At 44.2% G+C, this 15,263-nt stretch carries 11 protein-coding genes and 1 tRNA gene; 6 read left to right on the top strand and 6 right to left on the bottom strand.

Annotated elements, in window-relative coordinates; all coding sequences use genetic code 11:
• Positions 1-84: 84 nt before the first annotated feature.
• Together RWY97_RS05570 and mtaB are read right to left on the bottom strand one after the other, a co-directional pair.
• Positions 85-1,101, bottom strand: coding sequence for a glycosyltransferase family 2 protein (locus RWY97_RS05570; RefSeq protein WP_315566018.1), 1,017 nt, complete (start codon positions 1,099-1,101; stop codon positions 85-87).
• Entirely contained in the window at positions 1,098-2,435 is a 1,338-nt protein-coding gene (mtaB, locus tag RWY97_RS05565; RefSeq protein WP_315566016.1) for a tRNA (N(6)-L-threonylcarbamoyladenosine(37)-C(2))-methylthiotransferase MtaB, read from the bottom strand. The genes RWY97_RS05570 and mtaB overlap by 4 nt, the downstream gene beginning before the upstream one ends.
• A gap of 351 nt (positions 2,436-2,786) precedes the next feature.
• On the opposite strand from mtaB, the gene RWY97_RS05560 reads away from it, so the two are divergent.
• A complete protein-coding gene (locus tag RWY97_RS05560; protein WP_196800776.1) occupies positions 2,787-2,963 on the top strand; it encodes a PG1828 family lipoprotein in 177 nt (58 codons plus the stop codon).
• A gap of 382 nt (positions 2,964-3,345) precedes the next feature.
• Here the strand turns inward: RWY97_RS05560 and carB are convergent, their stop codons facing one another.
• The 4 genes from carB to RWY97_RS05540 all read right to left on the bottom strand — a co-directional run bounded on the left by carB (position 3,346) and on the right by RWY97_RS05540 (position 10,483).
• Positions 3,346-6,573, bottom strand: coding sequence for a carbamoyl-phosphate synthase (glutamine-hydrolyzing) large subunit (gene carB / locus RWY97_RS05555; protein ID WP_315566014.1), 3,228 nt, complete (start codon positions 6,571-6,573; stop codon positions 3,346-3,348).
• Positions 6,574-6,579: 6 nt separating this feature from the next.
• Entirely contained in the window at positions 6,580-7,656 is a 1,077-nt protein-coding gene (carA, locus tag RWY97_RS05550) for a glutamine-hydrolyzing carbamoyl-phosphate synthase small subunit (protein WP_315566012.1), read from the bottom strand.
• Positions 7,657-7,665: 9 nt separating this feature from the next.
• Positions 7,666-9,561 carry an amidophosphoribosyltransferase gene (locus tag RWY97_RS05545; protein WP_315566011.1) on the bottom strand — a complete coding sequence of 632 codons (1,896 nt, stop codon included), beginning with the start codon at positions 9,559-9,561 and terminating at the stop codon, positions 7,666-7,668.
• A 133-nt stretch (positions 9,562-9,694) separates the two neighbouring features.
• Complete coding sequence (locus tag RWY97_RS05540) at positions 9,695-10,483, bottom strand: polysaccharide biosynthesis/export family protein (protein WP_315566009.1); 789 nt, start codon at positions 10,481-10,483, stop codon at positions 9,695-9,697.
• A 450-nt stretch (positions 10,484-10,933) separates the two neighbouring features.
• Here RWY97_RS05540 and serC point away from each other — a divergent pair, with 450 nt between their 5' ends.
• The 5 genes from serC to RWY97_RS05515 all read left to right on the top strand — a co-directional run bounded on the left by serC (position 10,934) and on the right by RWY97_RS05515 (position 15,031).
• Positions 10,934-12,001, top strand: a complete 1,068-nt coding sequence (serC, locus tag RWY97_RS05535; protein WP_315566007.1) for a 3-phosphoserine/phosphohydroxythreonine transaminase — start codon at positions 10,934-10,936, stop codon at positions 11,999-12,001.
• Between the two features lie 86 nt (positions 12,002-12,087).
• Positions 12,088-13,002, top strand: a complete 915-nt coding sequence (locus RWY97_RS05530; RefSeq protein ID WP_315566005.1) for an NAD(P)-dependent oxidoreductase — start codon at positions 12,088-12,090, stop codon at positions 13,000-13,002.
• 12 nt (positions 13,003-13,014) lie between these two features.
• Positions 13,015-14,262, top strand: coding sequence for a DUF1015 domain-containing protein (locus tag RWY97_RS05525; RefSeq protein WP_315566004.1), 1,248 nt, complete (start codon positions 13,015-13,017; stop codon positions 14,260-14,262).
• 23 nt (positions 14,263-14,285) lie between these two features.
• The gene (locus tag RWY97_RS05520) at positions 14,286-14,873 is read left to right on the top strand and encodes an IMPACT family protein (protein WP_314077542.1); all 588 of its coding nucleotides are present in this window, start codon (positions 14,286-14,288) and stop codon (positions 14,871-14,873) included.
• A gap of 70 nt (positions 14,874-14,943) precedes the next feature.
• Positions 14,944-15,031, top strand: a tRNA-Ser gene (locus RWY97_RS05515).
• Positions 15,032-15,263: the final 232 nt, after the last annotated feature.

Below are 15,263 nucleotides of genomic sequence, written 5' to 3'. Positions count from 1 at the left end.
CTAAGTAAGTGTTAATCATCGTGTAACTAACGGTTAATCGGAACATAAAAAGATGCAAATGAGAAATGGGATTCAAACAATCTGTCAAATCAACTCACAGAATTGGCGGCGCCCCCGCACATAATACTGCCAGAGGATGCTATACGGACGTCGCTCTACTACACGCCCAATGATACGCCGACGTTGGATTTCTGCACGGTCGTCTTTAAATTCTGGCAGCCATTTCTTAAACGCCTTGCGTGCTCGGAAAATCGCCTTGAAGTCGCCGATATTACCATTTAAGAGTAGCGTTTGAAATGCAGCGAGATAGTCTAAGAACCATCTCATCCGCATAACAGTCCTCAGTTCGTTTTCAGGCAGATTCTTATAAAGCATCGTCAGATTGTTACGGAAGTTGAGAAAAGTCTTTATCGGATTGCCTTTGGGCAACGTTCCCCCTCCTACGTGATAAACATAACTATCAGGAACGCAATAAATCTTGCGCCCCATCAGTCTTAATCGCCAACAGAGATCAATCTCTTCGTTGTGCGCAAAAAAACGAGCATCTAAACCACCGACTTCCCAATAGTCTTTACTTCGTATGAGAAGACAAGCACCTGAGGCCCAAAGAATCTCCGTATTGTAGTCATATTGACCATTGTCGGCCTCTACCGTGTCGAAGATTCGCCCCCGACAGAACGGATAACCGTATTTGTCCAAATAGCCGCCAGCCGCTCCCGCATACTCAAAACGGTCTTTATCCCGTTCAGACAACAGCTTAGGCTGGCACGCAGCAGCATCAGGATGCGCATCCATAAACTCTAACAGCGGTGTAAGCCAATGGTGAGTTACCTCTACATCACTATTCAACAGCAAGTAATAATCAGCCTCTATCTGCTTTAAAGCACGGTTATAACCCTCGGCAAAACCATAATTTTGATCCAGCAAAAGGGGTTTGCACGCAGGAAATTTATTGCGAATTAGCTGCATAGAATCGTCTGTCGAGGCATTGTCAGCAATGTAAACGGTGGCCTCACCACGTGAATACTCCATCACGGTGGGTAGATATTGGGCCAACATTGCACGCCCGTTCCAATTCAAAATGACGATGGCCAATTTCATAATATCGCTTTTAGAGCCGACCGATCGTGATTAAACTCACCTAAGGTCACGTCGATCAGCTGATTGTCATACTCTTCCCGGGCCATTGATGGCGGCAATTCGACACGAATATAATTCTTAGTAAAACCGTGCATCGCCTTTCCTCGGGCGGCCTTTTCAAACAAAACTTCGGCCTGTTGACCGATATGTGTAGCATAAAAAGCCTGTATCTTCTCATCCGACAGAGCCAAAAGGCGTTTAGAGCGCAACTTCTTGTCTTTATCATTTACCACATACGGGATAGAGAGTGCACTGGTGCCGGGGCGCTCGCTGTATGGAAAGACATGCAATTGGGTAACATCTAAACTCGCCAAGAACGAATAACAGTCTTCAAAATATTCAGGCTTTTCGCCGCGACTGCCCACCATCACATCTACACCTATAAAGGCATCGGGCATTCGTTCCTTAATAAGCGCAATCTTATGAGCGAACAATGCCCGGTCATACCGACGGTGCATCAACCGCAAGACCTCGTCGCTGCCGCTCTGCAAAGGTATATGGAAATGTGGCATAAACGCTCGGCTATGGGCGCAATAATCGATAAGCGCATCGTCGAGAAGGTCGGGTTCAAGACTACTGATGCGAAAACGCCGGATGCCTTCAACCTGATCGAGCGCCCGAACCAGGTCGATAAACCGCTCACCGGTAGTAATTCCGAAGTCGCCTATATTCACTCCGGTAAGTACAATTTCCTTTCCGCCCTCACGGGCAGCTTGTTCGGCCTGCGCCACTAATGATGCAATAGAAGGATTTCGACTGAATCCGCGAGCATAAGGAATGGTGCAATAGGTGCAGAAATAATTACATCCGTCTTGCACCTTGAGGAAATAACGGGTACGATTGCCACGCGAACACGAAGGCGCAAATGCCCGGATATCTTTCGTCCGCACTGAATGAAACTCGTGCAAAGCCTGCTTTTCACGTCCCCTACTCCACGCTTCGGAGAGGAATTGAATGAGATTAGCCTTCTCATTACTGCCTAAAACGAGATCTACACCATCGATTTTACTCACCGTTTCGGCCTCTAATTGGGCATAACAACCCGTCACCACGACAAAAGAATGCGGATTCTCGCGCACCATCCGATGAATGGCTTGTCTACATTTATGGTCAGCCACCTCGGTCACCGAGCACGTATTGATCAGGCAAATATCGGCGTGCTCACCCTTCTGAGCCGTTCGCACGCCCATATCTTGAAGCATTTGACCGAACGTCGAAGTCTCTGAGAAGTTGAGTTTACACCCTAATGTGAAGTATGCCGCTACCTTACCCTGAAAGGCGGAAGTATCAATCATCTGTTATACCTTATTATATATAGAGTTTACGAGTGAACCAGTAAACGAGTAAACAAGGCCATTCACTCGTTAATCTGTCAACTTGTTCACCCGTAAACCTACTCATTCTCTTTGCAAAGGTACGACAATTGTTCGGAAAACGACGGCGAATAGTTCCGAATTTTGAAGCACATTAGGATTTAACTATTATTTACTTATCATATAGTTCTGTGTATCAACCAATTAGAAAAAAGTTACAACGCGATACAAAAAAAACGCTTAAAAGATGAGTTTCGTATCGAAAAAATACTTACCTTTGCAGTGTTTTAATAAACAAACGATTGTTTTACAGATTTAAAAAGCAAAGAAGAAATGAAGAAATTAGTTTTAATGTTCGTAGCTATTGCAGCGATCTCTTTCGCATCTTGTGGTAACAAAACAGCAGCTCCTGCTGCAAACGCAGACTCTGACACTGTTGCTGTTGACTCTATGGCAAGTGATTCTATGGCTGTTGATTCAGTTGCTGCTGACTCTGCTGCTGCTATGTAATCAGCTCGAACTGAAAAATGAGAGATTGACCGTCGGACTAAGTCCGGCGGTCTTTTTGTTTATCTCCTATCCGTTTATCATTCATCGAAAGGCCAAAACAAGTAATTTATACAAGGAATAATGGCAGACCATAAACGGAGAATATTCAGACGCTTTGCGAAAGACATCTGAACGCACTGCAATTAACGGCTGAACACATTACAACTAACGGTTAAACGCAATGCGTTTAACCGTTAGTTGTAATCAAACCTATATCTATCTGACTATCAATAAGATATAAGAAGAATAGGCTTCGATTTCCAATCGTATCTTCCCCACAAATGAAATGAAGTCTTCCTTTTTCCCGTTTAAAGGAAAACAGAGGACAAGCCTGATTCAGGAATCAATATTCCGCCCACGACTTGATGTCTACGTCGTCGAGACTCAATGTGCAAAAGGCGTGGATAAAGGCCGAGGCCAAACGGGTATTGGTAATCAACGGAACGTTCAGATCTATCGCCGCACGACGAATCTTATATCCATTGGTCAACTCGTGGACAGTGAGATTCTTCGGGATATTGACTACCATATCAATCTGATGGCCGTGAAGTAGGTCCAAAGCCTGCGGTTGGCAACCTTCTTCCGATGGCCAGTAAACACGCGTATTTGGTATATCATTCTCTGAAAGAAACTGAGATGTACCGCCGGTAGCGAAAAGTTCGTATCCATTAGACATCAAAGTACGGGCTGCGTTGAGCATTTCTGCTTTCTGTTTGGCCCCACCCGTCGACAACAAAATGGTTTTCTTAGGGACCCGATACCCCACAGAAAGCATACTCTTGATGAGTGCCTGATCGGTATCATCACCCAGACAGCCCACTTCTCCGGTAGAAGCCATATCCACACCCAGCACCGGATCGGCTTTCTGCAAGCGGTTGAAAGAGAACTGGCTGGCCTTAATACCGACATAATCGAGATCAAAGAGATTCTTATTGGGCTTTTCAACCGGAATGCCGAGCATTACTTTCGTAGCCAGATCAATAAGATTCAGCTTCAGAACTTTGCTCACAAACGGGAACGAACGCGATGCACGCAGGTTGCATTCAATAACTAAAATATCGTTCTCACACGCCATATACTGAATGTTGAAAGGGCCGTTGATATGCAGTGCCCGGGCAATCTGCCGACTCACACGCTTGATTCGTCGTACCGTTTCTACATAAATCTTCTGCGGCGGAAATTGTATCGTGGCATCGCCCGAGTGTACACCGGCAAACTCGATGTGCTCGGAGATTGCGTAAGCAAGTATCTCTCCGTTACGCGCTACGGCGTCCATCTCTATCTCTTTGGCGTGTTCGATAAACTTACTCACCACGACCGGATGGTCTTCACTCACGTTGGCGGCCAGCTTCAAAAAGCGTTCCAGCTCCTCGTTATTGGAACATACGTTCATCGCTGCACCCGAAAGGACATACGAAGGACGTACAAGCACAGGGAATCCTACCCTATCGACAAACTCATTAATGTCATTCATCGATGTGAGTGCACGCCATTCGGGTTGGTTAATGCCGTGTTCGGTGAGCATTGCAGAGAACTTCGCACGGTCTTCTGCATTGTCGATGTCTCGTGCTGAAGTACCTAATATAGGCACATTTTCAGCATCCAACCACATCGCCAGATTGTTCGGAATCTGTCCTCCGGTTGAAACGATCACGCCGTGAGGGCTTTCAAGATCGATAATATCCATTACTCGCTCGAAAGTTAACTCGTCGAAGTAAAGCCGATCACACATATCGTAGTCGGTAGAAACGGTCTCCGGATTGTAGTTAATCATTATCGAGCGGTATCCTTGCTTGCGAATCGTGTTCAAAGCCTGCACGCCGCACCAATCGAACTCAACCGAACTGCCGATGCGATAGGCACCAGAACCGAGCACGATAATGCTCCGCTTATCCTGCACAAACGCCACATCGCTCTTTATTCCGGAGTAAGTGACATAAAGATAGTTGGTCTGAGCCGGATATTCCGCAGCCAAAGTGTCGATCTGTTTAACCACAGGCACAATACCATAACGCTTTCGCAGACTACGAACTACCAATGCCGCACGGTGCATATTGTGCAATTCGCGCTCTAACCCCACCGCACGGGCAATCTGGAAATCCGTAAATCCATAGCATTTTGCAGTTTGCAGCAAATCTTTATCTAACACATTGATACTCGTACAACGCTTCAATGCTTCGTCGATATCGATGATATGTTTGAGTTTCTGCAAAAACCATTTGTCAATTTTCGTCAATTCGTGTATCTGATCGATGCTATAATCCTTATGCATAGCCTTCGATATGATAAAGACTCGTTTGTCGGTAGGCTCTCGAAGGGCTGCATCGATGTCGTCGATTTCCAGCTCTTTATTCTCCACAAAGCCGTGCATACCCTGCCCGATCATACGAAGTCCTTTCTGTAAAGCCTCTTCAAAGTTGCGACCGATAGCCATTACTTCGCCCACCGACTTCATCGAAGACCCCAACTCTTTGTCTACGCCACGGAATTTGCTCAAATCCCAGCGCGGAATCTTACACACAACATAGTCTAAAGCTGGCTCGAAGAAAGCGCTTGTTGTCTTCGTTACCGAGTTCTTCAACTCGAAAAGCCCATATCCCATACCTAATTTAGCAGCCACAAAAGCCAATGGATAGCCCGTTGCTTTGGATGCCAAGGCCGACGAACGACTCAAACGGGCATTCACTTCGATAACTCTGTAATCCTCACTTGCGGGATCAAAGGCATACTGTACGTTGCATTCGCCCACGATTCCGATATGACGAATAATCTTGATAGACAATGCCCGCAACTTGTGATACTCGCTGTTGGTAAGCGTTTGGGATGGAGCGACGACGATACTCTCACCTGTATGGATACCCAATGGGTCGAAATTCTCCATATTGCACACTGTAATGCAATTATCGTACCTGTCTCGTACCACCTCGTATTCTATCTCTTTCCACCCCTTCAAACTCTTCTCAACAAGCACTTGGGGAGAAAACGAGAAAGCTTTTTCAGCCAATTTATTCAGCTCGTCTTCGTTATCGCAGAAACCACTGCCTAACCCTCCCAAAGCATAAGCTGCCCGAATGATAACAGGATAACCCAAACGTGCGGCGGCTTCACGAGCTTGACTGATCGTTTCGCAGGCTTCGCTTTTGATCGTCTTGACGTCAATCTCATTGAGTTTTTCTACAAACAGTTCTCTGTCTTCGGTGTCCATAATGGCTTGGACTGGTGTTCCGAGCACGCGAACGTTATATTTTTCAAGAACACCCGATCGATAAAGCTCTACACCACAATTTAAAGCTGTCTGTCCGCCAAAGGCCAACAAGATACCGTCGGGGCGCTCTTTCTCGATCACTCGTTCAACGAAATAAGGCTGAACAGGCAGGAAATAGATTTGATCTGCAACACCTTCTGAGGTCTGAACCGTAGCAATGTTCGGATTGATAAGCACCGTATAAACGCCTTCTTCACGCAAAGCTTTGAGAGCCTGAGAGCCGGAGTAATCAAATTCGCCAGCTTCTCCAATCTTCAAAGCTCCCGATCCTAACAGCAATACCTTCTTAATATTCTCGTCTTTCATCGTATCTTACTTTAAACTTTCAATAAACTTATCGAACATAAACTCTGTATCCACCGGTCCTGAACAGGCTTCCGGGTGGAACTGCGATGTAAACCAAGGATTGGTTTTGTGGCGAATGCCCTCGTTAGAACCGTCATTCATATTGACGAAGAGCTCTTCCCAATCTTGTCCTAAGGTTGTCGCATCTACGGCATAGCCGTGATTTTGACTGGTGATATAGCAGTTGTCGGTACCCACCATACGCACAGGCTGATTGTGAGAACGATGCCCATACTTCAACTTATAGATAGAAGCACCGCCCGCTTTGGCCAATAACTGATTGCCCATACATATTCCGCAGATGGGTTTTCGGCTGCTATCGAGTTGTTTCCGAAGAATCGTTACAGCCTCTTCACACATATCGGGATTGCCGGGACCATTTCCGAGAAAAAGTCCATCGAAGTCTATCGTAGTATAATCATAATTCCAAGGTACCCGAATTACTTCCACACCGCGATTGATTAAACAGCGAATGATATTGGCTTTCACACCGCAATCTACGAGCACCACTTTCTTTCCCGCTCCAGTATGGTATGTCATTACTTCCTTGCAACTCACTTGATCGACAAAATTAACACCCTCATAGTGGGCTGTCGGAATATTATCGGGTTCATCATCAAAGATAATTTGCCCCATCATCACACCGTGTTCACGTAGCACCTTAGTTAGTTCGCGGGTATCGACACCCGTAATTCCGGGCACGTGTTCACGTTTCAACCAGCCGGCCAACGAATCTTGGGCATTCCAATGCGAATAACACGCGCTGTAATCTGACACGATTAGCGCAGAAGCATATATCTTTTCACCCTCCATAAAGATCGGAATACCGTCCTGCTCGATTGAAAACGGCGGTACGCCGTAGTTACCCACTAACGGATAAGTCATTACCATCAATTGTCCTGCATACGAAGGATCGGTCAAACTCTCGGGATATCCGGTCATTGCAGTATTGAAAACCACTTCGCCTGCTATCGGGGTATCGTATCCGAATGATTTACCGCAGAAGCGAGTACCGTCTTCTAAGACTAACGTTACGTTCTTCATTGTTCTTGATTAGAATTTCTGTTCATACTGATAAACGTTCTCAACAAAATTAATAAAAGCTTGATTGCACAGCTTTGTACCGCCAGGCGTAGGATATTTACCCGTAAAATACCAGTCACCTTTGTGCTGAGGAAGGGCTGTCCGTAAGCCTTCAAGCGACTGATAAACAAGTTCTACCGGCGTCTTGACATCTTCGGGACGCAACATTTCAACAATTTTCTCGTTGATTTCTTTAACACTGAAAGGCTCATAAATATCTCGCACGCAGTTGCGCATTTGTTCTTTGGATTTCATTAGTTCGTCTTGGCAATTTCGATAAGTGGTGTCTACCAAGTCGTGCATTCCTCTGTCTTTCAGCAATTCAATGGTAGCGCGGAACACGCAAAACTCTTCTAACCGCGGCATATCTATGCCATAATAGTCAGGATAACGAATTTGCGGCGCACTGCTCACCACGACAATCTTCTTGGGATGTAGCCTGTCGAGAATGCGAAGAATGCTTTCTTTAAGCGTTGTACCACGAACAATACTGTCGTCGATAATCACCAAATTGTCTCGATGATGTTCGATACTTTCGTAAGTAACGTCATAGACGTGCGAAGCCAAGTCGTTTCGCGAGTTACCTTCGGTGATAAAGGTACGCAACTTAATGTCTTTCCACGCTACCTTTTCACTACGCACATACTCGTGGATAATTTTTTCCAACTCCTCGTGCGTCGGAATATGCCCTAAATGTTCTATTTTCGCAATCTTCTGATCATTGACATAGCGTTTGAAACCATTCAACATACCATAGAAAGCCACCTCGGCCGTATTAGGAATAAACGAAAACACGGTATGTTCTGTATCGTAATCTACGGCTCGCAAGATGCCATCCGTAAGCTGTTCGCCCAACTTTTTGCGCTCTTTATAGATATCGCGGTCCGATCCCCGACTGAAATAGATACGCTCAAAAGAGCATTTTGCGTCTCCCCGTTGCGGTAAAACCTGCTCTAAATGACACGCTCCGTTACGCCGAACAAATAGAGCTTGCCCCGGCTCCAACTCGCGAATATCATCGCATTCAAGGTCGAATGTGGTCTGTAAAACGGGGCGTTCGCTGGCCAGAACTACGATTTCGTCGTTCATATAATAAAAAGCCGGTCGAATGCCCCACGGGTCTCGCATTGAGAAAAATTCTCCGCTGCCCGTGATTCCACACACCACATACCCTCCATCGAAGTCAGCCATGGTGTTTTTGAGCACATTGCTCATCTCCACGTGATCTTCAATATAACGCGTAATATCTGCATTCTGAAACCCAGCAGTCTTCGCCGCGATGAAATTTCGCTCTACTTCGCGGTCTAATCGATGCCCCATCAACTCCAGCATAATATAACTGTCACTGTATTTGCGGGGAGATTGGCCTTGCAGCGTTAATTTATTGAATATCTCGTCGATATTGGTCATATTGAAATTGCCGCACAAACACAGGTTCTTTGCACGCCAATTGTTACGACGCAAAAACGGATGTACATAGCTGGGGCCGCTCTTTCCCGTAGTAGAATAACGCAGATGGCCCATATAGAGATTACCGGCAAAAGGTAGATCATAGCGTGCAAACTCGGCATCCTCAATCTGTTCGGCCGGCCACTCGCCATAACTCTTATGAACATTGGCAAAGATTTGGGTAATGGCATTGGCTCCTTCGGCACGCTCGCGAAACATATACTCCTTGCCAGGAACGCCGTCTAGCTTCACACAAGCTAATCCTGCACCTTCCTGCCCACGGTTATGCTGCTTCTCCATCATCAGATAGAGCTTGTTAAGTCCATACTTCCACGTGCCGTATTTCTGCTTATAAAACTCTAATGGTTTCAGCAATCGCACCATCGCCACACCGCATTCGTGTTTCAAAGGCTCCATATCATTCTCCTGTTTCTGATATTTTCAAACTGTGTATAACGAACGTTTATAAATAAAAAAATGAAAAAATGAAATGTCGATCCCGCTTGGTCTTTCTTTCATTTTTTCATTTTTACATATTCTTTTTAAATCATTACTTTCTCACAATATTGACAACTAATGCTGCTACCGAGGTTACTATCCCCAGAAACGAGAACCATAGTGTTGTCGACGGACCAATACTTGATCCACTGGCTTTCACTTTATTCGGCTCAACATACACAATATCATTTTGCTGTAAATAATAATAAGGAGAATTGATAAGATTTGCATCATTGAGATTCAACCGATGAATACTTTTCTCACCGGTTACATCCTCTCTGATTAACATCACATTATCACGCTTGCCATATATCGTCAGATCACCTGCTGAGGCCAAAGCTTCAAGCACACTTATCTTTTCTGTCGTTACAGGAAAGACACCTGGACGGTTCACTTCTCCGGTAACCGTAACCCGATAACTCGACATTCGTACAGTCACCACAGGATTTTCTGTCTCGGCTAAATAAGGTTTCACCTTGTCACGAATCAAATCCTGACACTGACTCTTCGTCAATCCGACTACGTGGACATGTCCCACAACAGGAAAATTGATATTACCGTCATTGTCAACCAGGTAAGATTGCGAGCCACTTGATGCTGCCCCCGACTCAGATGTGTTGGCAACAGTAAGATTAAAAGGCTTTGCAGCTTCCGGTGTAATCGTGCTCACGGTAATCGTAAGCATATCTTTCGGCATAATCCGTGCATCATACAAACCTTTGGAATCGGCCAGACTGGCAACATCTGCATTTTGGAGATACGCAACCTTTTTACTGCCGGCACAACTGCAAATCAACAAGAGAAATGCAAATGAGACAAATAGAATAAGTGATTTCTTCATAATCAATCTATGACGTAATTTTTTACCGTTGCAAAATTACACCTATTTTTTTGATTCCACAAGTGTTTGGTAACTTATTTTATTAAAAATACATCTTGTCACCAGCGATAAATCGGAGCGCATTTAGCAATCAATCACCGCGCGTTTAACGGTTAATCACATTAAAATTAGCCATTAAACGCAAAGTAAAAAGCCGTTAATCAAAATTCCTTTTTGTATCGTAGATTCTCTGAATAAATATGATATCTGTTTTTATTATATTAATCTACCTTTTTTATTCAAATCCTTAATATCTTATCACTTTCCCTTTTTATTCAGATAAATTATGGAAATAAGAAATCATTTTGCTAAAATCTTGCTGAAATATTTGCGTATATCAAATTTAAAGTGTAATTTCGCAGCAGAGTATTGATAAACATATTGTCACACGTTAACTTAAAGAACAATTAGATGAAAAAGTACAATTTCAATGCAGGTCCATCAATTCTTCCGCGCGAAGTAATTGAAAACACAGCCAAACAAATTTTAGACTTCAACGGCAGTGGACTTTCTTTGATGGAGATCAGCCACAGAGCAAAAGATTTCCAACCTGTTTTGGATGAGGCAGTAGCCCTATTCAAGGAGTTACTTTCTATCCCCGAAGGTTACTCTGTTATCTTCCTGGGTGGTGGTGCATCCTTGCAATTCTATCAGGTTCCTTGTAATTTCTTAATTAAAAAGGCTGCGTACATCAACACAGGTACGTGGGCTAACAAGGCGCTGAAAGAGGCAAAGCGTATTGGTGAGGCATTAGAGCTTGCATCATCTGCTGATGCCAATTTCTCTTACATCCCCAAAGGATGGACCGTTCCGTCAGATGTCGACTACCTACACATCACGACCAATAATACCATCTATGGTACCGAATGGCGCAAAGATCCCGAAGTGAGTGTGCCATTGATCGGCGATATGTCTTCGGATATTTTCAGTCGGCCAGTCGATGTGGCTAAATACGATTGTATTTATGGTGGTGCTCAAAAGAATTTGGCTATGGCCGGCGTAACCTTTATTATTGTAAAGGATGACAAATTAGGGCGTGCTCCGCGTGAGATTCCTACGATGTTGGATTATCGCACACACGTAGAAAAAGGATCGATGTTTAATACGCCACCTGTTGTTCCTATCTATTCGGCTCTGGAAACATTACGCTGGATCAAGAGAAATGGCGGTGTTGAGGCAATGGATAAGCTTGCCAATGAACGTGCAGAATTGCTGTACGGAGAGATTGATCGCAACAAACTCTTCCGTGGAACAGTGAAAGCAGAAGACCGTTCACGGATGAATATCTGTTTCGTAATGAACGATGAGTACAAAGAATTAGAAAAACCGTTCTTTGAATTTGCAACAGAGCGCGGTATGGTCGGCATCAAGGGACACCGTTCAGTAGGTGGTTTCCGTGCAAGTTGCTACAACGCACAGCCTGTTGATGGCGTTCGGGAATTGGTGAAAGCAATGAAGGAATTTGAAGCTGCACACTAATTGAAATAGTAATGAGATATGGGGAGGATGTTGTTCCGAGCCATATCTCTTTCACAAATTATTAACCCAAGAAACAAAAGATTGCTATGAAAGTATTAGTAGCTACGGAGAAGCCGTTCGCTTCAACCGCTGTCAATGGAATCAGAAAAGAGATTGAGGGTGCCGGTCACGAATTAGTACTCCTGGAAAAGTATACGGACGTTCAGCAATTGCTTGATGCCGTAAAAGATGCCGATGCAATGATCGTGCGGTCCGATAAGGTTACGCCTGCCGTACTTGATGCAGCTAAGCAGTTGAAAATCGTTGTTCGTGCCGGTGCCGGTTACGACTCGATCGATACTGCCTATGCAAAGACCAAGGGCGTTGTTGTAGAAAACACGCCGGGACAGAACTCCAACGCTGTTGCTGAACTTGTATTCGGCCTGTTGGTTTATGCTGTCCGTAATTTCTTCAACGGTAAATCGGGTACGGAATTGATGGGCAAGAAATTAGGTATTCTTGCTTTCGGTAACGTGGGTCGCAATGTGGCACGTGTGGCAAAAGGTTTCGGTATGGACGTATATGCTTATGATGCGTTCTGTCCTGCAAATGTGATCGAGGAAGCCGGAGTACATTCCGTTGCTGATCAAGTCGAACTGTTCAAGACATGCGACGTGATTTCTCTCCATATTCCTGCAACTCCTGAAACCAAAGGCAGCATTAACTATGCGCTGGTTAACCAGATGAAGAAAGGCGGAATCCTCATCAACACAGCACGGAAAGAAGTTATCAACGAACCGGAATTGCTCAAATTATTGTCTGATCGCGACGATTTGAAATTCGTTACGGATATCAAGCCCGATGCCGATGCAGAATTCTGCAAGTTTGAAGGACGTTATTTCAGCACCCCAAAGAAGATGGGAGCTCAGACTGCTGAGGCCAATAACAATGCTGGTATTGCTGCTGCCAAACAGATTAATGCCTTTTTCAAAGATGGCTGTACAAAGTTCCAAGTAAATTAAGTAAATCAAATTATGGCAACAATTAAACCGTTTAAAGGGGTTCGCCCGCCTAAAAACCTTGTTGAAAAAGTAGAATCTCGTCCTTATGATGTATTGGAATCAGAAGAGGCACGAGTTGAAGCCGGTAACAATGAGATGAGCCTCTATCATATTATTAAACCTGAAATAGATTTCGAGCAGGGAACTTCCGAGTATGATCCTCGTGTTTACGAGAAAGCTGCCGAGAACTTCAAGGCTTTCCAAGAGAAAGGTTGGCTTGTGCAAGACGATAAAGAACAATATTATATTTATGCACAGACAATGAATAGCAAGACTCAATATGGGCTCGTCGTAGGTGCTTATGTGGATGATTATCTCAATGGCGTAATCAAAAAGCACGAGTTAACGCGTCGTGATAAGGAAGAAGATCGTATGAAGCACGTTCGTGTGAACAATGCTAATATTGAGCCTGTTTTCTTTGCATATCCTGACAATGACGTGCTGAATACGCTTATTATGCGTTATGCTTCTACCCATCCCGAATACGATTTCGTTGCTCCTATCGATGGATTCCGTCATCAGTTCTGGGTAATCAGCGATCAAGCAGATATCGAAGCAATCACAAAAGAGTTTGCCAAGATGCCAAGTCTGTACATTGCCGACGGGCATCATCGCTCTGCTGCTGCTGCACTTGTCGGTGCAGAGAAAGCAAAACAGAATCCACACCACACAGGTAAGGAAGAATATAACTATTTTATGGCTGTATGCTTCCAAGCTTCTCAGTTGACGATTCTCGATTACAACCGTGTGGTCAAGGATCTGAATGGGATGACTTCAGAGGAGTTCCTGAATGCTTTGCATAACGATTTTGAAGTAGAATGTAAAGGAACAGAACCATACAGACCTGCTCAGTTACACGAATTCTCCTTGTATTTGGACGGTAAATGGTATAGTCTCATAGCTAAAAAGGGAACTTACAACGATGCCGATCCTATCGGTATATTAGATGTAGACATCTCTTCACGTCTCATTTTGGATAAGCTACTTGGTATTAAAGACCTACGTTCGGATAAGCGAATCGATTTTGTAGGTGGCCTCCGAGGCTTGGAAGAACTGAAACGACGTGTTGACAGCGGTGAAATGAAGATGGCTTTAGCTCTCTATCCGGTATCAATGAAACAGATTATGGATATTGCCGACAGTGGAAAAATTATGCCACCGAAAGCCACTTGGTTTGAACCGAAATTACGTTCAGGATTAATTATTCATAAATTGTCATAACGCAACGAGAAGTCTCACATTTCGTGATTGACGAATTTAAGACCATATCAAGTAAGATAGGCGAGGGATTTTACTCCGAAAAGCGGAGTAAATTTCTCGCCTTTGCACATAATGTAGATTCGGTAACAGAAATCAAATCGCTGTTAGACCATTATCGGAAAAAATATTATAATGCCCGTCACGTGTGTTATGCCTATATGTTAGGAGCCAATCGCACATCGTTTCGTGCCAATGACGACGGCGAACCGTCGGGCACAGCAGGAAAACCCATCTTAGGACAAATCAACAGCAACGAATTGTCAAACATCCTAATCGTCGTTGTGCGCTATTACGGGGGTATTAATTTAGGTACAGGCGGCTTGATAATGGCTTATCGAACAGCTGCTGCCGACGCAATTGCCCATTCAGAAATAATTCGACAACAGATTGAAGAGATAATAACTTATACTTTTACCTATCCGATGATGAACGATGTAATGCGTATTGTGAAAGAAATGTCTCCCAAAATTCTCAGTCAGAATTTCGACAATACGTGTACGATAACACTTTCTATTAGACAGTCTGAAGCTGAACAACTTCGTCATAAATTGCAGAAATTATCCTTTGAATGAATTTATTCGGAGATAATTTAGGCTTTTTATTTTGTAGAATCGTCGTTTTTTGTTACTTTTGCAGTCGCAAGGAAGGTTGGCAGAGTGACCGAATGCGCTGGACTCGAAATCCGGTATACCCCTTTCGGGTATCGGGGGTTTGAATCCCTCACCTTCCGCAGAAAAAATACCATTGGTTATTAAAATTATAAGCGTTGTCGAGTCCTTGTACATTGACAACGCTTTTTTCGTCCTTTCCATTGGTAGAATAGAGATATTTTTTGAGTAAACGTATCAAAGCAAAAACAAGAATCAGTTTCAGGAATTGTGTATATGATACGCCAGTTCGGAATAAGAAAGTAACCGAAAAGCGACTCTATCATTTATCTGCGAATGGAAAGAGAAGATCTT

The organism is Hoylesella pleuritidis (genome assembly GCF_963541955.1).
Lineage (GTDB): Bacteria > Bacteroidota > Bacteroidia > Bacteroidales > Bacteroidaceae > Prevotella > Prevotella pleuritidis.
This window is presented reverse-complemented; position numbering and strand designations above follow the sequence as displayed.